The sequence below is a fragment of the Taylorella asinigenitalis ATCC 700933 genome (assembly GCF_000687755.1).
Taxonomy (GTDB): domain Bacteria; phylum Pseudomonadota; class Gammaproteobacteria; order Burkholderiales; family Burkholderiaceae_B; genus Taylorella; species Taylorella asinigenitalis.
This window is the reverse complement of record NZ_JHXN01000006.1, coordinates 40,634-65,957: the sequence shown is the minus strand read 5'-3', so window position 1 is coordinate 65,957 and position 25,324 is coordinate 40,634. Positions and strand designations below refer to the sequence as shown.

General features: G+C 38.9%; 23 protein-coding genes. 6 read left to right on the top strand and 17 right to left on the bottom strand.

Going from position 1 to position 25,324, the window contains the following annotated elements:
- Positions 1–9: 9 nt before the first annotated feature.
- The 11 genes from T432_RS0104715 to dprA form a co-directional block, all read right to left on the bottom strand.
- Entirely contained in the window at positions 10–765 is a 756-nt protein-coding gene (locus T432_RS0104715) for a 1-(5-phosphoribosyl)-5-[(5-phosphoribosylamino)methylideneamino]imidazole-4-carboxamide isomerase (RefSeq protein WP_014112081.1), read from the bottom strand.
- A 15-nt stretch (positions 766–780) separates the two neighbouring features.
- Positions 781–2,034: a UDP-N-acetylglucosamine 1-carboxyvinyltransferase gene (murA, locus tag T432_RS0104710; protein WP_028884373.1), complete on the bottom strand. Its 1,254-nt coding sequence runs from the start codon at positions 2,032–2,034 to the stop codon at positions 781–783.
- Positions 2,034–2,282, bottom strand: coding sequence for a BolA family protein (locus T432_RS0104705; protein WP_015551926.1), 249 nt, complete (start codon positions 2,280–2,282; stop codon positions 2,034–2,036). The genes murA and T432_RS0104705 overlap by 1 nt, the downstream gene beginning before the upstream one ends.
- Positions 2,283–2,287: 5 nt before the next feature.
- A complete protein-coding gene (locus T432_RS0104700) occupies positions 2,288–3,076 on the bottom strand; it encodes an ABC transporter permease (RefSeq protein ID WP_028884372.1) in 789 nt (262 codons plus the stop codon).
- Positions 3,076–3,879 (bottom strand): ABC transporter ATP-binding protein, encoded by an 804-nt coding sequence (locus T432_RS0104695; RefSeq protein WP_015551928.1) that lies wholly within the window; start codon positions 3,877–3,879, stop codon positions 3,076–3,078. Before T432_RS0104695 ends, T432_RS0104700 begins: the two co-directional genes overlap by 1 nt.
- Positions 3,880–3,882: 3 nt before the next feature.
- On the bottom strand, positions 3,883–4,476 hold the full coding sequence (locus T432_RS0104690) for an MlaC/ttg2D family ABC transporter substrate-binding protein (RefSeq protein WP_014112086.1): 594 nt from the start codon (positions 4,474–4,476) through the stop codon (positions 3,883–3,885).
- Positions 4,477–4,572: 96 nt separating this feature from the next.
- A complete protein-coding gene (locus T432_RS0104685) occupies positions 4,573–5,505 on the bottom strand; it encodes an MlaA family lipoprotein (RefSeq protein ID WP_028884371.1) in 933 nt (310 codons plus the stop codon).
- On the bottom strand, positions 5,502–5,975 hold the full coding sequence (gene mlaD / locus T432_RS0104680; protein WP_014112088.1) for an outer membrane lipid asymmetry maintenance protein MlaD: 474 nt from the start codon (positions 5,973–5,975) through the stop codon (positions 5,502–5,504). The genes T432_RS0104685 and mlaD overlap by 4 nt, the downstream gene beginning before the upstream one ends.
- Positions 5,976–5,986: 11 nt before the next feature.
- The gene (mlaE, locus tag T432_RS0104675; RefSeq protein WP_028884370.1) at positions 5,987–6,763 is read right to left on the bottom strand and encodes a lipid asymmetry maintenance ABC transporter permease subunit MlaE; all 777 of its coding nucleotides are present in this window, start codon (positions 6,761–6,763) and stop codon (positions 5,987–5,989) included.
- Positions 6,756–7,580 carry an ABC transporter ATP-binding protein gene (locus tag T432_RS0104670; protein ID WP_028884369.1) on the bottom strand — a complete coding sequence of 275 codons (825 nt, stop codon included), beginning with the start codon at positions 7,578–7,580 and terminating at the stop codon, positions 6,756–6,758. The genes mlaE and T432_RS0104670 overlap by 8 nt, the downstream gene beginning before the upstream one ends.
- A gap of 33 nt (positions 7,581–7,613) precedes the next feature.
- Positions 7,614–8,741, bottom strand: coding sequence for a DNA-processing protein DprA (gene dprA, locus T432_RS0104665; protein ID WP_028884368.1), 1,128 nt, complete (start codon positions 8,739–8,741; stop codon positions 7,614–7,616).
- Between the two features lie 115 nt (positions 8,742–8,856).
- Here dprA and def point away from each other — a divergent pair, with 115 nt between their 5' ends.
- Positions 8,857–9,369 (top strand): peptide deformylase, encoded by a 513-nt coding sequence (gene def, locus T432_RS0104660; protein WP_014112092.1) that lies wholly within the window; start codon positions 8,857–8,859, stop codon positions 9,367–9,369.
- Here the strand turns inward: def and T432_RS0104655 are convergent.
- Positions 9,366–10,088 (bottom strand): YggS family pyridoxal phosphate-dependent enzyme, encoded by a 723-nt coding sequence (locus T432_RS0104655; RefSeq protein WP_014112093.1) that lies wholly within the window; start codon positions 10,086–10,088, stop codon positions 9,366–9,368. The two genes, def and T432_RS0104655, sit on opposite strands and share 4 nt — an antisense overlap.
- Positions 10,089–10,181: 93 nt before the next feature.
- On the opposite strand from T432_RS0104655, the gene T432_RS0104650 reads away from it, so the two are divergent.
- The 3 genes from T432_RS0104650 (at position 10,182) to msrAB (ending at position 14,988) form a co-directional block, all read left to right on the top strand.
- Positions 10,182–11,465: a hemolysin family protein gene (locus T432_RS0104650; RefSeq protein ID WP_028884367.1), complete on the top strand. Its 1,284-nt coding sequence runs from the start codon at positions 10,182–10,184 to the stop codon at positions 11,463–11,465.
- A gap of 97 nt (positions 11,466–11,562) precedes the next feature.
- Positions 11,563–13,401 carry a glutamine--fructose-6-phosphate transaminase (isomerizing) gene (gene glmS, locus T432_RS0104645; RefSeq protein WP_028884366.1) on the top strand — a complete coding sequence of 613 codons (1,839 nt, stop codon included), beginning with the start codon at positions 11,563–11,565 and terminating at the stop codon, positions 13,399–13,401.
- A 12-nt stretch (positions 13,402–13,413) separates the two neighbouring features.
- Positions 13,414–14,988: a bifunctional peptide-methionine (S)-S-oxide reductase MsrA/peptide-methionine (R)-S-oxide reductase MsrB gene (gene msrAB, locus T432_RS0104640; protein WP_028884365.1), complete on the top strand. Its 1,575-nt coding sequence runs from the start codon at positions 13,414–13,416 to the stop codon at positions 14,986–14,988.
- A 137-nt stretch (positions 14,989–15,125) separates the two neighbouring features.
- Here msrAB and ssb read toward each other — a convergent pair whose 3' ends face one another.
- The 3 genes from ssb to T432_RS0104625 all read right to left on the bottom strand — a co-directional run bounded on the left by ssb (position 15,126) and on the right by T432_RS0104625 (position 17,361).
- Positions 15,126–15,629 carry a single-stranded DNA-binding protein gene (gene ssb / locus T432_RS0104635; RefSeq protein WP_015551936.1) on the bottom strand — a complete coding sequence of 168 codons (504 nt, stop codon included), beginning with the start codon at positions 15,627–15,629 and terminating at the stop codon, positions 15,126–15,128.
- 62 nt (positions 15,630–15,691) lie between these two features.
- The gene (locus T432_RS0104630; RefSeq protein ID WP_028884364.1) at positions 15,692–16,093 is read right to left on the bottom strand and encodes a single-stranded DNA-binding protein; all 402 of its coding nucleotides are present in this window, start codon (positions 16,091–16,093) and stop codon (positions 15,692–15,694) included.
- An 80-nt stretch (positions 16,094–16,173) separates the two neighbouring features.
- Positions 16,174–17,361: an MFS transporter gene (locus T432_RS0104625; protein WP_028884363.1), complete on the bottom strand. Its 1,188-nt coding sequence runs from the start codon at positions 17,359–17,361 to the stop codon at positions 16,174–16,176.
- A 57-nt stretch (positions 17,362–17,418) separates the two neighbouring features.
- Between T432_RS0104625 and uvrA the strand changes: the two genes are divergently transcribed.
- Positions 17,419–20,289: an excinuclease ABC subunit UvrA gene (gene uvrA / locus T432_RS0104620; protein WP_028884362.1), complete on the top strand. Its 2,871-nt coding sequence runs from the start codon at positions 17,419–17,421 to the stop codon at positions 20,287–20,289.
- A gap of 27 nt (positions 20,290–20,316) precedes the next feature.
- Here uvrA and T432_RS0104615 read toward each other — a convergent pair whose 3' ends face one another.
- The gene (locus T432_RS0104615) at positions 20,317–21,501 is read right to left on the bottom strand and encodes a deoxyguanosinetriphosphate triphosphohydrolase (protein ID WP_028884361.1); all 1,185 of its coding nucleotides are present in this window, start codon (positions 21,499–21,501) and stop codon (positions 20,317–20,319) included.
- A gap of 50 nt (positions 21,502–21,551) precedes the next feature.
- On the opposite strand from T432_RS0104615, the gene T432_RS0104610 reads away from it, so the two are divergent.
- Positions 21,552–24,020, top strand: a complete 2,469-nt coding sequence (locus T432_RS0104610; protein WP_028884360.1) for a penicillin-binding protein 1A — start codon at positions 21,552–21,554, stop codon at positions 24,018–24,020.
- Positions 24,021–24,040: 20 nt separating this feature from the next.
- Here T432_RS0104610 and lysA read toward each other — a convergent pair whose 3' ends face one another.
- A complete protein-coding gene (gene lysA, locus T432_RS0104605) occupies positions 24,041–25,321 on the bottom strand; it encodes a diaminopimelate decarboxylase (protein WP_081799295.1) in 1,281 nt (426 codons plus the stop codon).
- Between the last annotated feature and the right edge of the window lie 3 nt (positions 25,322–25,324).

The following is a 25,324-nucleotide window of genomic DNA, read 5'->3' as shown; positions in this document are numbered from 1 at the left end:
AAATATCTCCTAATCGTTAATGGAATCTACTATATCAATAGCATCTTGTAGGCTATAGTTACCTTTATCAAGACATTTCCCTAAAATAATTCCATCTACTCCGTAATCGACCAAGGTTTTAATTTCTTTGAATCTACTGACTTGATCTATATCGCCGCAAGCTAACACGGGAACGTCCACATTTTGAGCAAAATTAATCGTTGCTTCATAATTAAGTTCAGTCATATCGCCGTTTGGACCCATATCTGTATAGATTATAGAATCAATCCCTTCATCTGTAAGTCTTTGGGCAATGCTTATGGCATCAAACTTAGTAACTTTAGACCAACTATCCGTCACAACTTTTCCGTCTCGTGCATCTAAACCCAAGATAACCTGACCATTAAAAGCTGAACAAGCATCGTTCATAAAATGCGGGTCTTTCACCCCTGCAGATCCAACAACTACATAATCAAACCCCATATCTAGATAAGATTCAATCGAAGCCATTGTTTTAATACCGCCAGCAATTTGAAGTGGCAAGTAATGACTAACTTCATCTACAATTTTACCCAGCACATCATTGTTTTTTGAATATGTTGCCGCATTTTGCGAAGCCGCATTGGGACCAAGTTGAACAATGTGCAATCTATCAGCTCCAAGATCGGCCCATTTTTTAGCCTGTTCAACTGGATCTACATCAAAAGGCGTAGAGCTAGTCTTATCGCCATAACTAACATGGACACATTTGCCATCTTGAATAAAAATTGAAGGAATAATCCACATACAAATTACTTTTATTTAGGAGATTCTTTCTATATCTGCACCAACTTTTTTGAGCTTTTCTTCTATCTTGTAATAACCGCGGTCAAGATGATAAATACGATCAATTATCGTATCACCTTCAGCGGCAAGTGCTGCTATTATAAGGCTTGCAGACGCCCTAAGGTCAGTGGCCATCACTTTTGCACCTTGAAGTCTCTCAATACCGTGTATTTGAGCCTTATTTTCTATAACATTTATATCCGCACCCATTCGATTTAATTCTGGCACATGCATAAATCTATTCTCGAAGATGCGTTCATCAATTGTGCTCTCCCCGTCAGCCAATGCATTTAGTGCCATAAATTGTGCTTGCATATCTGTTGGAAAGCCTGGATATTCTTTAGTAACTATTGAAACTGGTTTTGGTCTTCTGTTCATTGTAGCTTTGATTGAATTCTCTCTGACCTCTATTTCTAGCCCTGCTTCAGTTAATTTTTCAAGAATGCAATCCATTGTATGTGGCAATGCATTCGTTAACTCTAATGTACCTCCTGTAGCACCCACGCAGCATAGAAAGGTTCCAGCTTCTATCCTATCGGGCATGATACTGTAATCGGTGCCATGCAATTTATCTACACCCTCGATAGTGATCCTAGATGTTCCATGCCCTGAGATTTTAGCCCCCATAGAATTTAGCATCTCTGCAAGGTCGTACACTTCAGGCTCTTGAGCTGCATTTTCCAAAACAGTAGTTCCAGAAGCTAATGAAGCCGCCATAAGAAATTGTTCGGTTCCACCAACTGTAACCATGTCTGTACGAATAGAAGCACCTTTCAAGCGTTCGGCTTTTGCAACAACAAACCCATGTTCTATTTCAATATCGGCCGATAGGGTTTTAAGTCCCTTAATATGCTGGTCTACTGGCCTCTGACCAATTGCACATCCCCCTGGCAAGCTAACTTTAGCTTCTCCAAATCTAGTTAATAGTGGACCCAAAACTAAGATTGAAGCACGCATTGTTTTAACTAATTCATATGGAGCCTCGTAGGATTTAATATCGTCAGCTTGTAATTTCAGAACTTCTGGCTCAACCCACTCAGCTTTAACTCCGAGCTGTTGCAAAACTTTTATAGAAGTTTTGATATCGTTTAGTTTTGGAACATTTCTAAGAATTACTGGCTCTGATGTAAGTAATGTGGCACATAATATAGGTAGAGCCGCATTTTTTGCACCTGAAACTTTGATTGACCCTTCTAGCCGTTTGCCGCCTATGACTTTTAGTTTATCCATTATCCCTGCTTGGCCTTGTGTTCTTCTGGTGTAAGTGTAGTCATGGATAAGGCGTGGATTTCTTCTTTCATACGATCCCCCAAAATTCCATAAACCATCTGATGACGCTGTATAAGTCGCTTTCCTGTAAAAGCTTCACTCACGATAGTAGCAAAAAAATGAGTACCGTCCCCTTCAACATAAATGAATTCGCAAGGTATTTCGGTGGCAATGAGCTCTTTAATTAAATCTTCTCTTGATTGCGTCATAGTAATTAAGAACGAAGTTTGTAACCTGTCTTTATGATTCTAATGGTAACTAAGGAAACAATAATAAAACAAACAAGTACCACTATTAAGCTATGCCAAGGCGAAACATCGGAGACACCAAAAAAGGCATACCTAAAACCATCTATCATATAAAAAACTGGGTTGTAATACGATACAGACTGCCAAAAATTAGGCAAACTGTGGATTGAATAAAACACTCCTGATAAAAATGTCATGGGCATTACTAAAAATGTCTGGAAATTTGCTAATTGGTCCCATTTATCCGCAACAACTCCATTGAGTAATCCTAAAGCAGCAAAAGTCGCACTACATAAAATAGCAAAAACAATTAGCCACAAAATATTTTCAGGGATTATTAATGCATATAAAAGACTGCACAACCAAATAACAAAGCCAACTAAGATTGCCCGAGCCACTCCCGCTAATGTATAAGCAAAATACATCTCATAGGTCGATATCGGTGGCAATAGAATAAATACAATATTGCCGCTCATTTTAGACTGCAAAAACGAAGAAGCTGAATTGCTATAAGCATTTTGCATCATAGACATCATCATAAGTCCTGGTATTAAGAACTTAACGTATGGTATTGAGCCATAAGCTACCCTATCACTTAATACTTGTGCAAATACCACTAAGTACAAAATTGTGGTCATAGTAGGAGCAGCTACAGTTTGAAAAATAATTTTTTTGAATCTATCAATTTCCTTACTTAAAAGTGCGGGAAATCCAGAACCAAACTCTAATTTGGATTGCAGTCTATGGTTTTCCATTAAATCAACTCTCTTCTGGAAGTATCATAGAAATCATCTAATTGACTTAACTTCATAAATGCACTCTCTAGATTGTTAACGCCCAATGAATTTAATAGATTTGAAGTTTCGTCTAACGCAACTAGATTCCCGTGGCTTAAAAAGGCAATACGATCACACATCTCTTGAGCTTCTTCAAGGTAGTGAGTAGTAAGAAGTATAGTATGTCCCTGTGCATTTAATTCTTTGATAAATTTCCAAAGGCTCTGACGAAGTTCAACGTCAACGCCAGCTGTTGGTTCATCAAGGATAATTACTGGGGGTCTATGAACTAGTGCTTGAGCAACTAACACCCTTCTCTTCATGCCACCCGACAAAGCTCGCATATTAGTATTAGCTTTATCTGTAAGATTTAGTTTTTCTAGAAGTTCTTCAATCCAAGACTCATTTTTATATAGTCCATAAAAACCAGATTGATTTCTTAAAGTCTCTATCACAGTAAAAAAAGGGTCAAAAACTAACTCCTGTGGTACGACTCCTAAACACCTTCTAGCTTGTTTATAGTTATCTTGAACATCAAAATTAAAAATCTTTGCACTACCTGAGGTAGGAATTGATAAGCCAGCTAGAATGGAAATAATCGATGTTTTACCTGCACCATTAGGCCCAAGTAAACCAAAAAACTCACCCTCTTTAATATTAAAACTGACTTCTTTTAATGCTTGAAAACCAGCTCCAACAGGTCGGCCTAAAAGGCTTTTGATAAAGCTGGTTTTCTTTGCATAAATTTTTGTTATATTTTTTATGCTTACTGCTTCAGACATAACCTAATTGTTTTTCTCCAAAGCTTGAATCAATCCATCGATCCCGCCTTTGTTGATTTCTCCAGCGAACTGATTTCTGTAGTTTTGTATCAACCATATATTCTCTACATTAAAGTCATAGAACTTCCAAGTGTCACCAGATTTTTCTAATCGGTAGTCAACTTCAACTATTCCTGAATTGTTTTTGATTTTAGTTCTTACAACAGCATCATTTGCGTTAGGATCACCGCGAAAAGGTTCCATAATAATCTCTGTAGAATCGTCTACTTTTGAGAACGCACCACTATAAGTACGAATAAGTGTTTTCTTAAAAGCCTCTGTAAGTGCTGATTTTTGCTCAGGAGTAGCTTTTCTCCATGGCTGACCAGTAGCTAAACGAGTAGTTTTTTGTATATTAGAAACTGGGATTAATTTATCGTTTACGATTTTTTGGATTGCAGCAGTATCTCCGCTTTTAGCCGCAGCATCGTTTTGAATTACTTTAATAGTATCCTCAGCCACTTTCTTTACGAAATCATTTGGATTTTCTGCCGCTTGTATGCCTATTGTTAAAGCAAAGAGAGAACTAGCCAAAAGAGTTTTAGTTAATTTATTCATATCTCCTCCTGTGTTTATAAGTTGTATGTATTAATAATAAATTATTAAATAAGACACTATAGAATTAAAAGTATAAATAATATTTCAATTAATTCCTTATTCACCAGGATCTTCGTATTGAGGAACTGATGGATCTACATACTGGGGAGTGCTTGGCGAAGCAGCCTCTGGATCCTCGTACTGAGGTAAATCACTCTCTGGGTCATCGTATTGAGGGAGGTTTGACTCAGGATCTTCGTACACAGGTAAATTATCTTTCTGAATCAAAACTTTTGATTGTTTTGCCCTTTTTTCAGCAGCCAATTCTTCTTGATATAAACCATTAGGCTCCAACTTGCTTCTAACCAAGGCACGTCGGTTTTGTAAGTAAGCATCACGAATGAAGGCATACTCATCTAAAGCCAAACCTTTAGTCATGTTTTCAACTTCCAAAAGCTTATACCTTATATCTGTATATTTAAGCCCTAGTAGAGTATTGCGCAACCTAACATTTTCTATTGCTGAAGGTGATGAATACACTAACGTGGTACCCACTGAATCGCCTAAAAGACCTACACCATCTCTTAAATTCGATGGTCCTAGAATGGGAAGATATAAATATGGACCTTCACCCAACCCCCAAACAGCTAGTGTTGTTCCAAAATCGTTTGGAATTTTAGGAACACCATTCTTAGTTGCGACATCGAAGCATCCACCAACACCCATAGTTGAATTTTGTACAACCCTACCTAAAGTGTTGAAGAAATCGACACCTCTACCCTGAAGTAAACTGTTTATACCCGACCAAACATCATCTAAATTTGAGAATATATTTGATATACACCTCTTAGCTCCACCAGGCAAAACTGCAGAATAAAGTTCCGCAACGGGACGTACAATAGCGTCATCCACTGTTTTATTTACTTTATATATTGTGCGATTCATACTTTCATATGGATCACCTTTGGTAGGATGTTGTACAGATACGCAAGCTGATAAGATGCTGACTAAAAATAATGATTTGATAGCTCGGATTATATGTTTATTCATTCTTTAGTAGTCCCTTCTTTTTCTGCCGTAGAGAAAAGGAACTTACTAATCAATTCCTCCAAAACAATTGCACTTTGAGTGTACATAATCTCATCACCTTCTTTAAGATTACTCTCCTCAGCTCCAGGAGTAAGACCAATATATTGCTCTCCTAATATTCCTGATGTCATGATAGTTGCAGAGGTATCTAAAGGAAACAAATATTTTTGATTAATATCTAAAGACACCACACCTTTAAATTCAGAATTATCAAATTCTACCGAATCAACTCTACCTACAACCACACCATTACTACGAATTGCTGCTCTTGCTTTAAGAGAGCCCACATTATCGAATTTTGCAGTTATGCGATAAGTTTTCTCAAATGTGTATGTATTTAGATTGCCTGCTTTGAGAGCTAAAAATGCTATTGCTACAAGACCTAAAAGAAAAAATAATCCAACTAAAAAATTTGTTTTGTTGCTGTGCATAATCCGAACACCTATGTAAACATTACAGCAGTAAGCAAGAAATCAAGTCCAAGCACACAAAGCGAAGACTTGACGACAGTATGAGTAGTAGCTTTTGCTACGCCCTCTGGGGTTGGAACTGAATACCAGCCCTCATATAAAGCAATCAACATGACGGCTACACCAAAGACGAAACTTTTGATAACACCATTTAATATGTCATGAACTATATCGGTACCAGACTGCATCTGTGACCAAAAAGAACCTGAATCAACGTCAATTAATACGACCCCCACTACCCAGCCACCAATTACACCAATAGATGAAAAAATAGCAGCCAATATAGGCATGGCAATGGTACCGCCCCAAAATCTAGGCACAATAATTCGATTAATTGGATTTATACCCATAACATCCATTGCGGCTAATTGTTCACCTGATTTCATAAGCCCAATTTCAGCAGTTATTGCAGTTCCTGCTCGTCCAGCGAACAACAAAGCAGTAATTACTGGTCCTAATTCACGGGTAAGTGCCAATGAAACCACCAATCCCAAAGAAGACTCAGATCCATACATGGATAAGGTATGGTAGCCTTGAAGACCTAACACAAAGCCTACAAACAACCCAGAAACAGCAATAATAATTAGAGAGTGATTACCTATAAAATGAAGCTGTTCAATAACTAATGATGGTCGTCTGATACTAGTGCCTATTCCTAAGAATATGGCCCACATAAATTTAGCAAAAGCACCCGCAGCACTTATGGCTGCGATAATAAAAGCTCCAAATCGAGAAATTAAGTTAAACACCCAGTTTCTCTCCTCTGGACTTGTACCACATATCAAAACTATCTGTCATTGGATATTCAAAGACAACGGGCCCATCAGGTTTGCCATATAAAAATTGATTAACATAATCATCACTTGATTCACGTAGTTGATCGGGGGTACCTTCAGCTATAACTCTACCCTGACCAATCATATATACATAATCAACAATAGCAAATGACTCCTCAATGTCGTGAGTAATAAGTATGGAGCCGCAATTTAAACGGTCCGCTGTATCCCGAATAAGCTTAGCCGTCATACCAAGCGATATAGGGTCCAACCCTGCAAAGGGTTCGTCATAAAGAATTACTTTAGGCTCTAAAATAATCGCTCGAGCAAGTCCAACCCTGCGAGCCATACCACCAGAGATTTCAGATAATTTAAGATGTGCTGCAGTCTTAAGACCAACAGAATCCAAAGTCATAAGAACCTTTTTAAATATCTCTTTTTCGTTATCTTTCGTAAGCTCTCTTAATGGAAAAGCGACATTATCGTAAACATTAAGATTTGTAAAAAGAGCCCCATGTTGAAATAGAACCCCCATTTGCTGACGTAATTTGTCCAGTTTGGCTTTAGAAATATTATTAAGGTCTTGGCCAAATAGAGTAATATGCCCAGCCTGTGGTTTTAATTGCCCAGTAGCAGCTCTAAGAATAGTAGTTTTGCCCGAGCCAGACCCACCGATTAAAGCAATAATCTGTCCTTTTTGTAAACGAACATGCAAATCGGAAATGATAACATTAGGACCATAACCCAAAGTAACATGATCAAATTGTAATAAGGTCTCTGAATCCGACACGTTCTTTAAATCACTTAAATAAAAACTGACATTTTAACAATTTATTGCTTTCTGGTAGTTACCATTAGAGAGCTTTGTAATTCTGCCCTCAATTTCCCAATTAATTAAATTCTCTATAGCTGCATCTATGGGCATGCTTAAAGAGTACACTAAATCATTTATTGTAAATTCGTGATTACCTATAGAGTCAAGAGGGTGATGCACATTTCTTATTTCAGAGTGTCCCAAAAGATCTGATTCCTTAATTTTGCCATCGCCCCAAGCTATATTCTTTATAACAAACTCAGCAGTATCAGCAAGCATCGCACCTTGTTGTATCAAGTTATGACAACCTTTATGAAAATCAGTAAGAATCGAGCCAGGTACAGCAAACACATCTCGCCCATTTGTCATAGCTAGTTCTGCAGTATAAAGAGAACCACTCTTCTTAGCGGCCTCTACAACTACAACCCCGAGGGACAGTCCCGCAATAATTCTATTTCTAGCAGGAAAATGAAAATTTTTTGGTTCAGTACCCAAGGCATATTCAGAAATTAAAAGACCTTTTTGTGCAATTTCTTCTGATAAAGATTCATTTTCTATGGGGTAAGTTATATCTAGTCCACATCCCATCACAGCTATAGTACTCATATCAGATGTACTACTTAAAGCACCAATGTGAGCATTAGAATCTATTCCTCTAGCCATACCACTTACAACACAAAATCCACTGTTTGCAAAACCTTTAGCAAAACTTCGTGCCGTGAAATTCGAGTGATACGTTGACTTACGTGAACCTACTAGGGCTATGCATGGTTTGCTTATTGTTTCTCTTTTTCCGCGTAAATATAAAAGTACTGGTGGATCTGGAATTTTTTTAAGCAATGGTGGATAGTCCGAATCGAAAATACTTAATATCTGATTATGTTCTTCTTCAAGCCAATCCAGTGTTCTATTTAGCTGGCTATGGTTAAAGCGATTTTCTTGATGTATTAAGGTATAAATATCTCCCCTATAGTTTCCACCAGATGCTTTAAATAAACTTAACGCAGAATTAAATTCAGACTCTTGAACCTCAAATACTTTATGTGCCTCCTTAAAATGTTTGATTAAGAAAAAAATTAGTTTCGATGGTAACTCATCAAATAATGAGAGCTTTATAAGAGATTTTGTGTTTTGCATGTGAACTCAAAAAATCCCAGTATAAGAATTAACGCAGATTCATTTAAGGGGGTGGAAAAATTTGTCCATAATGAGTTTTTACTATAATTAGCTATTCATAATTTCATTTTTAACTATGGCTTTATTACCTATTCTTAAGTATCCTGACCCTCGTTTAAAAAAAATAGCTAGTGATGTTGAAGTCGTTGACGATTCTGTTCGAAAAATTGTTGAGGATATGGCAGAAACGATGTATGCATCAAATGGTGTTGGACTGGCGGCCACACAAGTTGATATTCATAAACGCATAGTTGTGATTGATGTGAGCGAAGAAAGAAATAACCTACTCGTATTAATTAATCCTGAAATTACTTGGTTTAGTCCAGAAAAAATTGTGCATGAGGAAGGCTGCCTTTCTGTTCCAACAATTTACGATAATGTTGAACGATTTTCAGAGGTGCGAGTTAAGGCCTTAGATTTAAACGGCAAAGAATTTGAGCTAAAAGCTGATGGGCTCTTAGCGATTTGTATTCAACATGAACTTGACCACTTAATGGGTAAAGTTTTTGTAGAAAAACTGTCGGCCTTAAAACTAAATCGAATAAAAACTAAGATTAAAAAAATGCAAAGGGAAGAAAGTAAAAACTAAATTCTCTCAGACATACCTTGTTTGTAATCACGGTCACCGAAAATTGCGGTTCCAATTCGAATTTCAGTGGCCCCTTCCTGAATTGCAATTTCAAAATCTCCACTCATACCCATAGATAATTGTGGCAATGCTAAACCTGTAATATCACGGCAACGCTCCGCCAACTCTCTTAAGTCAGAAAAGCACTTACGAACTGCATCTTGATTTGAAGTATTTTCCGCAATCGTCATAAATCCTTGTAGATCTAGAGTTTGTATACCAGATTCTTTTAATTCATTTAAAAATTTAGGAACTTCGCTAATTTCTAGACCAGATTTCGTCTCCTCAGGACTTGTTTTTACTTGTATCAAAGCTTTAATTGATTTCCCAGCGGATTGAAGACGGTTATCCAATGCTTTAGCTAATTCAATACGATCTAAAGATTGAATCTCTGAAGCATAAGTAGCAACTTCTTTAGATTTATTAGTTTGTAAATAGCCGATAATCACCCACTTTAATTGATCGTATTCTTCAAGTTCGATTGCTTTTTCCTTTAATTCTTGAGCCTTATTTTCTGCGAACCTGTGATATCCCAAATCGATGGCCATTTTAATGGTATCAGTGGAAAACGTTTTTGTAACTGGCAATATATTTACTGACCCTGGCTCTCTTCCAGCTTGCTTACAGGCTTCGTTTACTCTTTGCTCTATTGCACGAAAATTATCTGCTAAAAAAGTCATAATAAATCCTCGAATCAAAAAAAATTAAAAAATGTAATAATTTAGCCTTAAAATGAAAAACCTTGTTTTTAAAATGGTGGTGGCACCAACTATATGATAGATATATTAATAATCTTATTTCTAACCTTCATTAATGGCATATTCGCCATGTCCGAAATCGCAGTAGTGTCATCCAAAAAAACACGCCTTCAAAAACAAGCAGAAGATGGAAAATTATCAGCAAAAGCTGCACTAGCACTTCAACATGATCCAGCAAGATTCCTATCTACAGTTCAAATTGGTATTACCTTAATAGGAATTTTTTCGGGTGCTTTTGGTCAAGCTTCTTTAGTTTCAAAGCTGACTCCAATTTTAACGCCTATTTTCGGCAATTTTGCCAGTGAAATATCTTTAGCAATAGTAGTTATATCAATTACTTTCTTATCGATAGTTTTTGGGGAGTTGGTTCCTAAACGACTTGCGATTCACTATCCGGAGCGCATTGCCAACTTAATATCGCGGCCTATGACCATACTATCAAAAGCCGTTGCTCCATTTGTGTGGATTCTTTCTTTTAGTACCAATCTTGTTTTAAAACTAATCGGTATATCAAAAAAAGAAGAAAACAGTTTGACCGAGGAAGATATAAGCGGCATTTTGCATGAAGGGGCCTCGGCTGGTTTATTTGAGAAAACAGAGCACAATATCGTGGAACGGGCACTTAGTCTTGACGACAGGCACATTGCCTCCATAATGACTCCTCGAAGTGAGATTCATTATATTGATATTAATGCACCATTGAGTGATACCTTAAATACTATTGCAGATAGTCCGTATTCAAGGTTTCCTGTGGTCGACGGGCAGTTAGATAATGTTTTGGGCATAGTTGATGCGGGTTCTTTATTTGAGCAGCAAATTCGTGGGCAAGAAACTGATATCCGCAAGACAATGAAGCCTGTTAAATTTGTTCCCGAAAACATAAGTGCCATGGATTTATTGGAATCATTGCAGGAACATAAATCTGAAATTGCTGTGGTCATAAATGAATATGGCGAAGTTGAAGGTGTAGTTACACTAAGAGATATATTGACTGTATTGGTAGGCCATACTATTCCAGTTAATGAAAATGAAATGCTAGATGCAGTCCAGAGAAAAGATGGTTCATGGCTTATTGATGGCACGATGACTCTAGAGAGATTTGAGGAAATTTTTGATCAAGATTTAGAGGAAGCAGGAGATGAAGACTCGCATTATCACACAGTTGCAGGCTTTATCATGCATAAATTGGGCCATATTCCTAGAGAAACTGAATCGGTTGAATGGAACAACTATTATTTTGAAGTAGTTGATATGGACAAGCATAGAATCGATAGAGTATTGGTTAAGATTCAAAATTAACGCAATAGAATTACAAATTATTTCATGGGGTAGGCTAGTGGTCTACCCTTTTTCGTATAATTTATTACCGTTTTATTAAGCGTAAGTGGAGAGCAATATGTGCGGCATTGTGGGTGGCGTTTCACAAAGTAAAGATGTAACTTCAATCTTAATTGAGGGGCTTAAAAGGCTTGAGTATCGAGGATACGATTCATGCGGGGTTGCAGTTATACAAGACGGTGAACTACGTAGATCAAGAAGCACCCAAAGAGTACAAGAACTAAAGTTGCAAGTCGAATCTGATGGGCTGCATGGAAGCGTAGGCATTGCCCACACAAGATGGGCTACGCATGGAGCTCCTGAAACTTATAATGCTCATCCTCATTTTTCGCTTAAAGAAGGAGTACCATTCATTGGCATAGTACATAACGGGATTATTGAAAACTATGAATCTCTACGTGATGACCTTAAGCAAAAGGGATTTGTATTTGAAAGCCAAACAGACACAGAGGTAATCGCCCATCTGATCCATTCAGTGTACGAAGGGGATATTTATGAGGCCGTAAAAAAAGCTTGCAAATATCTTCAAGGTGCTTTTGCATTAGCTATTGTTTCGAAAACCGAACCCAATGTTTTAATAGCGGCTAGACGTGGGTCGCCTCTTGTAATTGGTTTGGGAGATGGACACAAAGCTAATTACATTGCCTCTGATGCACTTGCCCTTTCAGGTGTAACTTCTAAAATCATTTATCTTGAAGAAGGAGATATAGCAAGGGTTACGAAAGATTCAATTGAAATTGTCGATGAAGATTTAAACCCTGTCGAACGCGAATTTCATAACGTAAATGCCTACACGGCTTCAGCTGAATTAGGGCCATATAGCCACTATATGCAGAAAGAAATATTTGAACAACCTCGTGCAGTATCAGACACATTGCAGGATATTGAAAATATTAATCCGTCATTATTTGGTGAAGGTGCTGAAGAGATTTTCAAACGTATAGATAAAATTCTAATCTTAGGATGTGGAACTTCTTATCATGCTGGATTGGTAGCGAAATATTGGATTGAATCTATAGCGAAAATACCTGTGTCTGTAGAAATTGCGTCTGAATATCGTTATCGTGACAGTGTTCCAAGCCTTAACACTCTTGTTATTACGATTTCTCAATCTGGAGAAACGGCAGATACTATTGCGGCCTTAAATCATGCAAAATCTCTTGGCATGGAAGACACTCTTACTATTTGTAATGTGGCTACTTCGGCCATGGTTAGAGAATGTAAGCTTAGATTCTTAACTAGAGCTGGAGTTGAAGTTGGTGTCGCATCTACAAAAGCATTTACCACTCAATTAGTTGGGCTATATCTTTTGACAGTGTGTTTGGCTCATATTAAGGGACATGTTTCACAACAAGATCAAGAAAATATCATTAAGCAGCTGCGTCATTTGCCAGTAGCAATCTCATCGATTTTAGCTCTAGAGCCACAAATAATCGCATGGGCCGAAAAATTTTCTCCTCGTGAACATGCACTATTTTTAGGGCGTGGTGTTCACTACCCTATAGCAAAAGAAGGTGCTTTAAAACTAAAAGAAATTAGCTATATTCATGCTGAAGCATATCCAGCAGGAGAATTAAAACATGGACCTCTTGCACTTGTCACAAGAGAGATGCCAGTCGTGGTCATTGCCCCCCATGACAAACTTTTAGAAAAACTTAAATCAAACATGCAAGAAGTCAAAGCACGTGGCGGTCAATTATATGTGCTTGCAGATTCCGATACGCATATTGTTCAAGCTGATGGAATGCATGTAATTCGAATGCCTGAACATTATGGGCATTTATCACCGATTCTTCATACTGTGCCTTTGCAATTATTGGCTTATCATACGGCCATTGCCAGAGGTACAGATGTAGATAAACCTAGAAATTTAGCAAAAAGTGTAACCGTTGAATAAAGAGACTTACCTATGGGTAAATTTTTGAAAGTTTTATTTTCTGTGTTCTTAGTGGCTGCAACTCAGATTGCTTGCTCACAAGCAAAATCTAATAGCACACTATCGCAACTAAAGGACGTGGACAACAAAAGTTTTAATATTGATTCGTCAAAACCAACACTAATTAAATTTTGGGCTAGTTGGTGTCCATTATGTTTGGGTGAACTGCCAGATGTAGAAAATTGGTATAAGGATGAAGCATTTAAAGGAGTTAATCTCGTGACCATTGCCTCCCCCTCATATCTATCAGAAAAAAAGGAAGAGGCCTTTAAAAATTGGGCCAAGCAATCTGGTATATATGAAAGTGGAAGCTTCCCAATATATGTAGATCCTAAGGGTTCACACGCAAAAAAATGGGGCATAAAGGTCTACCCTTCATGGGTGCTTTTAGATAAAAATCAACAAGTTCAAAGAATTATCAAAGGAAGCATTTCTAAAAAACAAGCATTAGCACTAATAAACAACAAGGATGCAAATTTAATGGAAACCGAAAAGAAATACTATAAAGAATCAAATAACGGAGAAAGCAAAATACCTCTACGCACAGAGACAATTTATCTTGCAGGGGGCTGCTTTTGGGGTGTTGAAGCTTACTTTCAAAAAATACCTGGCATAGTGGATGCCGTATCAGGCTACGCAAATGGCAATGTTGAAAACCCTCATTATCGCTTGGTCACAACTGGCACCACTGGATTTACAGAAACCGTAAAAATTACATACGATATCGATAAAATCGGTATCCAAGAGATTCTTGCACATTACTTTAGGATTATTAATCCTACAAGTTTAAATAAGCAAGGTAATGATAGGGGCACGCAATATCGCACTGGTATTTATTACGAAAAACCTGAATACAAAGAGATTGTCGCTAAGGCTTTGGAAGACTTACAGAAAAAATATTCTGAACCAGTAGTCGTAGAAAATATGCAATTGAAAAACTTCTACATGGCCGAGGAATATCATCAGGATTATCTTATCAAAAATCCAAACGGATATTGCCATATTGATTTAAGTTTAGCGGACAAACCTCTTGAGGGAGTTAAAAAAATGAAAAAGGGATTCGATGAGGCTTCATACGTAAAACCGTCAGACGAGGAATTAAGAAAAACATTGACACCTGAACAATATCGTGTGACTCAAGAGGAAGGTACTGAGTTCGCATTTAGCCATGAATACGACAATTTATTCGAACCTGGCATCTACGTGGATGTTGTAAGTGGAGAGCCATTATTTAGTTCAGATGATAAATATAATTCTGGATGCGGTTGGCCAAGCTTCTCTAAACCAATTGAAGACGATAATATTCACGAGAAAAAAGATTTCAAAATCGGATATCCACGTACTGAAGTTCGTAGTAGTGCCGCTGACTCGCACCTTGGTCATGTTTTTAATGACGGTCCTAAGGAATTGGGTGGCCTTCGTTATTGCATAAATGGAGCTAGTTTGCGATTCATTCCTTATAGCGAAATGAAAGAGCAAGGCTATGAAGAATGGATGGATAAAGTTAAACCAATCAAAGGCGGTGCTACCGAAGTAAATAAAAAATAATCGCACATGAATAATCATTAAGGGCCTATTAAAGGCCCTTTTTTATATATTTATGCATTCTTTAATAAAGTTCGAATAACTATTTCCGTTAGAGTCTAATTCCAGTAAAAAACCCACATAAAAGTGGGTCATAAAAATTAGAATGGAAAGTCATCTACTACAAAATCAACATCCGAATGAGAAGAACCTACATTCGGGGCATCAGGTCTAGTAGAGCTTGAACCTGTGCCATATCCAGTTCCTGAAGATCTGCTAGGCCTTTGATTACTAGTAGATTCTCTTGAGTAACCGCTGCCACTATCAGAATCACCCTTACTCCCAAGCATCTTGAGAGTTTCAGCGATAATGTCAGTAGAGTATTTTTCTATGCCATCCTTATCTTGATATTTATTAGTTTTGAGACGCCCTTCCACGTAAACTTGAGCACCTTTTTTAAGATAATCTCTAGCTACTTCAGCAGTGCGTCCGAAAAACACTACTCGATGCCACTCTGTTTCTTCGCGGCGCTCTCCAGTATTTCTATCATTCCAAACAAGATTAGTACCAAGACTAATTCTAGTCACTACTCTGTTATCCTGACCAGTTCGAACATCTGGATCATTTCCCAACCTACCAATAAGAATAACTTTATTTACTGTCATAAGAGCACCTTGAATTTGATTATTTAGTAATTTTAACGGTAAAAAATCAAAAAAGCGTCGAATTAATTTGCTTCAATCATTTCGATTTCTTCCTCCCCTTCTGCCTCATGACCTCCATTATCCTGACTAGGTGGGCGATTAAGCATAAGCATAGAATTCGCATAGATTTCGGTGATATATTGATCATTTCCATCTTCGTCCTCCCATTTCCTGTTTCTTAGACGTCCCTCTATATAAACATGACTTCCTGTTTTAAGAAATTTCTCAGCCAAGTCCGCAAGGTACCCGAACATAATTACGCGATGCCAGTCGGTGCGTTCGTGACGTTCTGAATTTTCCTTATCCGTCCAAACCACAGAGGTGGCAATGCTTAGTGTCGCTACTTTTGTATTATTTTTATTCGCACGTATTTCTGGATTACGGCCGAGATGACCTATAAGAGTTACTTTGTTTAAATTTGCCATGATATCTCCTTAAAAAGTAATAGCCTTATTAGATTAAGAAGATAAAGCTTGATTTATAAGAGGCTGGATAAAAAAGTCTATTAGGATTTAGACGCAGAGAACTTGCTTGAGAATGCCACTACAAGCCATGATGCATAAAGTAGTGCAATTAATAAAAAAAGTGATACTTCACTGTAGTATTGAAGAACATAACCTCCTACAAAACCGCCAAAAGCCACACCAATGGCTTGGGCCATGTTATAAAGCCCCATAGCCAATCCCTTATGCTCAATAGGCGTTACACGAGAAACCATAGAAGGAATCAAAGCCTCGATAACATTAAATGCCGTAAAAAAAACCGTAAGCAACGCAGCCGTCCACCAAAACGAACTCAGATTCACTGCCCAAAGCAATGCTATCGCCAATAACACTAAAACGCTAGCTAACAACCCCTCTTTATGCTTATAACGTGTCTCTATGCGAATTATGGCAGGAATCATCGCAACAATTGCAACAAGAATAACGGGCAGATAAACGGTCCATAAATTCCCGACTGCAATGCCCATTCGTCCTAGCAAATCGGGCATAAGCACAAACAAAGCCATAAGAGAGGCATGCAGAACAAACATTCCATAATTAAGACGCATCAACTCAGGAGAAAAAAATACGCTCGCAATAGATGCATTGGACATGGACTTCGTACTCATATCTACCACTGGAGTAAGCAAGGTGGCAATGCCTATGCATACTATCCCTAGTCCTGTAATCACCCAAAATAGCCCGCTCAATCCAAGATATTTAACCAATAATGGCCCAAGAACAAGCGATAGTGCAAATGATAAACCGATAGAAGATCCAACCATAGCCATGGCACGTGTTCGAACTTCTTCGCGAGTGGCATCAGCCACCCAAGCCGTAATAGCCGCAGATACGGCTCCAGCCCCTTGTATGGCCCGTCCAATCATTACTAAATGCACCGAATCAGCAAGTGCACAAATGGCTCCACCAATTACAAAAAGTGAAGTGCCGATAATAATAATGGGTTTTCTACCAAATCGATCTGACAAAAATCCAAATGGCAACTGCATTATTGCTTGTGTAATGCCGTAAATTCCTATGGCGAGCCCGACCAAGGATTTTTGATCACCGCCTTCTAATTCAACAGCGGCAGCTGCAAAGACAGGGGTAAGAAGAAATAACCCGAGCATGCGAATAGCAAATAAAAATGCCAGCGAGGAAGATGTTTTTTTCTCAAGGGATGTAAAGGAAACTTTACTTTCTTTAGGCATATTTACTGGGTTAAAATGATAGATTAGTCGTAAATTTTAGCAAAGCTTTTTGGGGATATGAATAATTTCATTAGAATTCGTGGGGCTAGAACTCACAATCTAAAGAACATATCGATCGATATACCTCGAGAAAAATTCGTAGTAATTACGGGTGTTTCTGGATCTGGTAAGTCGTCGCTAGCATTTGACACCCTATTTGCTGAAGGACAAAGAAGGTATGTAGAAAGCCTCTCCCCATATGCTCGTCAATTTTTACAGCAAATGGGCAAACCTGATGTGGACTTGATAGAGGGTCTTTCGCCTGCTATTGCTATTGAACAAAGGTCTGCTAGCCAAAATCCTCGCTCTACAGTAGCAACGACAACCGAGATACATGATTATTTGCGCCTACTTTATGCACGAGTAGGCACCCCATATTGTCCCGAACATCATATTCCTATGATAGCCACGACTGTAACTGAGATAGTCGATATGATACTGAGTCAGGCGAATGAAGATAAGATTATGATATACGCACCCATTGCCACAGGGATTACGGGAGCTCAGGGTATTTCTGATCTGAAATCTAAAATCGCTCAATTTGTATCTCAAGGGTTTATAAGGGCTAGGCTAAACGGAGAGACTTATCTACTGGAGTCATTGCCAGCTCTATCTGAAAATGAGATATATGATCTGCAATTAGTTGTGGATAGGCTTCGTGCAAAACCTGAAAACAAGCAACGCTTAGCCGATAGTTTAGAGATGGCTTATGAACTCTCAGGGGGGCGACTTATTGTAGAGCGCGATAACGGCAAGGAAACGACTGCCGCTATTTATTCGAGCAATTTCTCCTGCCCTATGTGTGAGCGGAATATACCAGAGCTAGAGCCTAGGCTTTTTAGTTTTAATAACCCGGTGGGGGCTTGTCCGCATTGCAAGGGGCTTGGGCAGCTTGATGTGTTTGATGAGCGGAAAGTGGTGTCATTGCCATCGCTAAGCATTAACGGTGGGGCTATTGCGGGATGGGACATGCGAAACAGTTTCACTCGAAGCATTATGAGCAGTTTAGCGGATCATTACGGCTTTAGCTTAGATATACCATATGAAGAATTGTCGGCACAGGTCCGCGAAGTTCTTTTGCACGGATCTGGAGATGAAAACATAGGTTTTGCTTATCTTGGGCAAAATGGTCGAACAAGCATTCAATATCATCCTTTCGAAGGGATTATGCCTAATTTGCTTAGGCGTTGGGAAACGACCGATTCTTCAAACGTTAAAGAAGCTTTAGGCAAGCTTCGCACTAATACAGTTTGTCCAAGCTGCCACGGTTCTCGATTAAGGGAAGAGGCACGATTCGTAATGCTTGGAGATCAAAAGCGTGAAGATTCAGAGAGCATGAAGGGCCTAGGAATCTATGAGATTGAGGGGCTATCTCTTGTTGATTGTTTAAGCTGGTTTAAGGAACTAAAACTTGAGGGTGCGAAGGGAGACATTGCCACCCCAATGCTGCGGGAAGTTGTGAATCGCCTTCAGTTTTTAAATGATGTAGGTCTATCATATCTATCGCTTGATCGGCGGGCAGACACAATCTCGGGCGGAGAGGCTCAGCGCATCAAGCTTGCTTCGCAAATCGGGTCGGGCCTATCGGGTGTGATGTATGTTTTGGATGAACCTTCAATTGGTCTTCATCAACGAGATAATGAGAAATTAATTCGCACTTTGCAAAATCTTCGTGATATTGGAAATACAGTAATTGTGGTCGAGCACGACGAGGACATGATTCGCGAGGCAGATTGGATTATCGATATGGGGCCAGCTGCTGGAGAACATGGTGGACTCGTGATTTCGCAGGGTACTATCGATGAAATACTGGCTGATAGTGCATCTGTGACGGGGCAATATTTAGGCGGTAAGGTGAGCATGATCTCAAGTGAGGCTCGTGTGCTGGATGAAGAACAAAAATGGCTTAAATTCACTGGCTGCCGAGGAAATAATCTGAAGAATATCGATGTGCAGATTCCGCTCGGGCGATTTGTATGCTTTACGGGAGTTTCGGGCTCAGGAAAATCGACTTTGGTAAACGAGACCATTGCCACCACATTAGCGAGAAAACTAAATCGAGCACAGGCTGAATCTCAACCATTCGAAGAAGTGCATGGACTCGAGTTCTTGGACAATGTAATAGTTGTAGATCAAAGTCCAATTGGACGAACGCCAAGAAGTAATCCTGCGACATATGTGGGCGTTTTTATAGCGATTCGAGAACTTTTTGCATCTACTAAGGACGCCCGTCAACGCGGATATGATGCGGGCCGCTTCTCATTTAACATTAAGGGCGGGCGATGCGACGTGTGCGATGGGGATGGCATAAAAAAAGTGCAGATGCATTTTTTGCCGGATATGTATGTGAAATGCGAGGCCTGTGATGGTACGCGATATAACCGTGAGACGCGTGAAATTTACTATCGCGGGAAAAACATAAGCGATGTGCTTGAGATGACCGTAGAGCAAGCAGCCGAATTTTTTGCGAATATTCCTAAGATTTCAAATAAGCTTTCGACATTAGTTGAGGTGGGACTTGGGTATATCAAACTTGGGCAAAGTGCGACCACATTATCAGGCGGTGAGGCTCAACGCATGAAATTGGCCCTGGAACTATCTAAGCGAAGTACAGGGCGCTCTGTTTATATTTTGGATGAGCCTACTACTGGATTGCATTTTTCTGATATTGATCAGCTGCTTCGTGTTTTGCAAAAATTTGTTGACAGCGGAAATACTGTGATTGTGATTGAACATAATCTTGAAGTTATTAAGAATGCCGATTGGATTATTGATCTTGGACCTGAGGGAGGACATAGGGGCGGCCAAATCATCGCATTTGGTACTCCTAAAGATATCGCAAAACATCCTAAGAGTGAGACAGGAAAGTATTTGGCTAAATTGATTTAGGTTTTTTTGCTGTTCCTAACAAATCCCCTAATTCCCTACATTGAAAATCTTTTTATGTTCTTTGATTGCAAATCTGTCTGTCATCCCCGCCACATAATCCGTCACAGATAAAATCAATTCATCTGTAGATGATTTTTGGTAATCAGGTGGCAATAATCTCGGTTCCTCCATAAACACATCAAATAAATCTGTGATGATTTTCTGTGCTTTAAATGCCATTCTCCAGACCTTATAGTGCCTATAAAGATTAGTTAGCAAAAATTTTCTAAGCTCCGCCTCTTTTAAAGCCATATCAGGAGAAAACTCTACCAAAACTGGGGCTTCATATACATCTTCCAACGATTTAATATCGTGAGCAACAATATTTTTTCTTGTTTGCTCAACCAAATTCACAATTAAGGTATTAATCATGCGACGAGTAGTTTCCGATATGATGCGTCGTCCTTTGAGATCTGGATATTCTGCCATAACCACATCAAAATGTTCTTTAAATAGAACGACTTCCTGCAGTTGCTCAAGGTTTATAAGCCCAGATCGCACCCCGTCATCTATATCATGATTATTGTAGGCAATACCATCGGCTACATTCGTTACTTGTGCCTCCAAACTTGGCCGCTTATTGCTTAAAAATCTCTCTGCAATATCCCCAAGTCGTAATGCATTTTTTCGAGAGCAATGCTTTAGTATTCCTGCACGTGTCTCAAAACTCAAATTAAGCCCAGGAAATTCCGCATACCTTTCTTCGAGCAAATCTACAATCCGCAAACTATGCATATTATGCTCAAATCCAAAACCGTCGGGGTCATATCGTTTAACGCAATCGTTTAAGGCATCTTGCCCTGCGTGTCCAAATGGTGTGTGACCTAAATCGTGAGCAAGGGCTATGGATTCGACTAAATCTTCATTCAGATGCAGTTGTCTGGCAATGGCTCTGGCTATCTGTGCAACCTCTAATGTATGCGTCAGACGGGTTCTAAATAAGTCTCCTTCGTGATTAACAAAAACTTGCGTTTTATATTCAAGCCTACGAAAGGCTGTACTATGGGTTATACGATCCCTGTCTCTTTGAAACACGCTTCTTGCTGGATCAGAGGGTTCACTGTGAATTCGGCCTCGAGTTTCATCCTCTTTGGTCGCATATGAAGCGTGATAATGTGCACAAAAACTAGAAGTCATAAGCATTGCCATTTCAATAGGTTTAAATCTTAACATTTCACCATAGAAATGACTTAAAAATAATGCTTATAGGATAAAATTGCCATATGAGCAAAAAAGTTAATAGTACAACTAAGAAGCCCTCAAAAACCAATAAGAGTTCCTTCTTATCTCGATATATCCTTAAGCCCCTAGTATTTGTTGCGGGCTTAGGTTTATGTTTTCTTTTAATAGCCGTTCTAGCAATCAAGTTGACATGGTCATCATTGCCAGATTTAAGTGCTATGACGGAATATAAACCTAGACTACCGCTTTATGTATATTCTAGTGATGGCGTTCTATTAGGTGAATATGGGGACGAAAGACGTAATGTTTTGAATCTCCAAGAAATTCCTATGGTCATGCGTCAGGCGATTCTTGCAGCTGAAGATGATGGATTTTATAAGCATGGTGGTGTGGATTGGAAGTCCATGGGACGAGCAGTGCTTGCCAACCTTACTTCAGGAAGACATAGCCAAGGGGCCAGTACTATTACGATGCAGGTTGCACGTAATTTCTATTTATCTTCAGAAAAGAAACTCACTCGTAAGTTCTATGAGTTGTTATTGACCTACAAGATTGAGCAAACACTAACTAAAGATCAGATTCTTGAACTCTATATGAATCAGATTTATTTAGGTCACAGGTCATATGGATTCGCAGCTGCAGCTAGGACTTACTTTAATAAACCGCTTTCGGATGTAACTTTAGCCGAAGCGGCTGCACTTGCTACCATCCCCAAATCACCTTCTCGCACTAATCCTCGAACAAATCTTAAAGCCGTAAAAATCCGTCAAAAATATGTTCTTAGAAGGATGGAGGAACTTGGTTTTATAACGCAAGCAGAGATGGATGCTGCACTTAAAGAATCATTAATTCCGCAAGAGGTTGAAGTTGAACGCGATAAAAACTTCGCTCTATTTGGTCAATACGTTGCTGAAACTACAAGACAGTTGATCTATTCAATGTATGGAGAAAATACATATGGACGCGGCTTAAAAGTTGTGACCACAGTAAGTTCCGAGGATCAGAGAGCTGCTTATAGAGCTGTTCGCAATGGGGTTATGTCCTATACTCGTCGCAAACCTTATCCAGGTCCTGCTGGATACATAGAGCTTCCTAAAGATATAGAAAAAGATCAGGAAGCTATGGTTGAAATTCTAGAAAGAATGCACGAAAAATATCCAGATAACGATGAATTAGTTGGAGCTCTTGTACTGGAAGCTAGTCCTACTAAGGTAGTTGTTGTTCGTAACGAGGATGAGATAATTGAACTTCAAAAGGATCAATTAAAAACCGTACAAAGAGCTCTAAAACCTAACGCTAAAGATAATGTAAAAATTAAACGTGGTTCAGTAGTATATCTAGAACAGATTAAACTGAAGGATGAGTATGTATGGAGTATTATAAATTTACCGATTGTACAAGGCGCACTCATTGCCATGAACCCAAATGATGGGGCTATTAAAGCTATGATTGGCGGCTTTGATTTTACAAATGGTGGATTTAATAGGACCACTCAAGCATGGAGGCAGCCAGGGTCTACATTTAAACCATTTATTTATGCTGCTGGTATAGAGAAAGGACTTACACCTGAGTCTAATATATCGGATCAACCTTTTGTTTTATCCTCACGTCAAACAGGGGGCAAACCATGGACTCCGAAGAACTACGGGAATAACTATACTGTAAGCCAAACTGTACGCAGGGGCTTATATAAATCGAAAAACATGATTTCAATTCGAGTATTAAAAATAGCCGGTGCTGATTATGCTGCTGACTTTTTAACTCGCATGGGTTTTGATATGAAGAATCAACCTCCTAAAGGTGCATATCTAACTATGGCTTTGGGTGCTGGAAGTGTAACACCTCTTCAAATGGCCACTGGATATTCGATTTTCGCAAATGGTGGATTCCGCATTAATCCTTACCTTATCGATTATGTTGAAGATTTAAATGTTCAAGAAGACGAACCTGTAGTAATAATGCGAGCTCAGCCGATTAAAGCAGGAAATGAAGCGAATCGTGCAATTGATGCAAGGACAGCTTGGATTATGAATAATCTTCTTCATGGCGTTGCTACCTCTGGTACAGCTGCAAGGTCAACTGTACAGCTAAAACGTCGTGATTTGCACGGAAAAACTGGTACAACTAACCGTTCAGTGGATGCGTGGTTTGTTGGATATACCCCAGAATTGGTAGGTGTTACATGGCTAGGTTTTGACCAACCAACTCCATTAGGTAATCGTGAAACTGGTGGTGGATTGGCTATGCCTATGTGGATTGAATTTATGAAAACTGCCTTAAAAGACATACCACAGGCTAAACCAGCTCCAAGACCTAAGGGAATTATTGCTTCAGGAGGTAATTACTATTTAACAGAGTATCCTCCAGGAAAAGCAATCGCAAATGTGGGAGTCGATGGCCTTCCTACTAACAACTTAACAGCACCAGTATTTACATCGATAAGTACAAGGCCTAAGGCACCAGATGCAATCGGTGACTTAATTAAGTCCATCACTCCAAACTCAAATTAGAGTTGTGCTTTAAGCCATATCTAAAGAGTTTGTTCTAGACTCCATATATCCTTAATGTTCTGAGCTTTGCGAATTTGATAAAGCTCAGAACCGACAACCATATATTCGGCTAAAAATGGACGAGAATTATAATTGCTGGCCATGGTCGTACCATAGGCACCCACGGACTCAATAGCTATTAGATCGCCCTCTTGAATGCAAAGATTTCTATCCTTAGCCAACCAATCACCTGTCTCACAAATTGGCCCTACAATATCGTATGTATCAGTATCTCCATCCCGCTCTATCACAGGCAACACGCCATGAAAAGCTTCGTATAAGCTTGGCCTAATAAGATCGTTCATACCTGCATTAAGAATCACAAAATTCTTAAATTCCGTCTTTTTGATCACAATAACAGAAGCCACGAGAATTGCCGAATTAGCGACTAATGAGCGGCCTGGTTCCATAATTACTTGCATATCGCCCAATTCCGCTTCCCGCAGCTTTGAATCGAGTGCCTGACGCAAATAGATAATATCTAGCGGCTTTTCATCCAAATATCGGATACCAAAGCCACCCCCGATATCAATATGTTTTAGCTCAATCCCTGCTTGCACAAGGGCTTTAATTAAATCAATCACACGATCAACCGCATCAAGATACGGCTCAGTCTCTAAAATCTGTGAGCCAATATGACAATCAATACCAACAATCTCAAGAGAATCAAGAGTAGCCGCCCTTTTAAAAATATCTAAAGCCCTAGAAAATTCAATACCAAATTTATTTTCCTTAAGCCCTGTAGATATGTAAGGATGTGTTCTTGCATCGATATCTGGATTAACTCTGATTGAAACTTTAGCTTTAATACCCACTTCCCTCCCTAAGGTGGCAATGCGCTCGAGTTCGGACTCACTCTCTACATTAAAGCATTTAATACCACTCTCCAGTGCAAGTTTTATCTCCCAATCCTGTTTGCCCACTCCAGAGAATATAATTTTTTTCGGGTCGGCCCCTATCTCCAAACATCTTAATAATTCACCGCCCGATACAATATCGAATCCAGAACCCGCACGAGCAAAATACTGAAGTATTGCGAGATTAGAATTTGCCTTCACGGCATAGCAAATTAAAGTATTAGGATAATTTTTTGCAATACTGCCATATGCTGACCAAGCCTCATATAATGCAGCTTTAGAATAAAGAACAAAAGGTGTTTGCACATTTTTTTTTGAAATTGTTTCTGAAACTGAAAGGTTTTCTACGTAAAGAAAACCGTTTTTGTAATGTATATGTGGAAATGAAATTGGAGATTGCAAAATAAA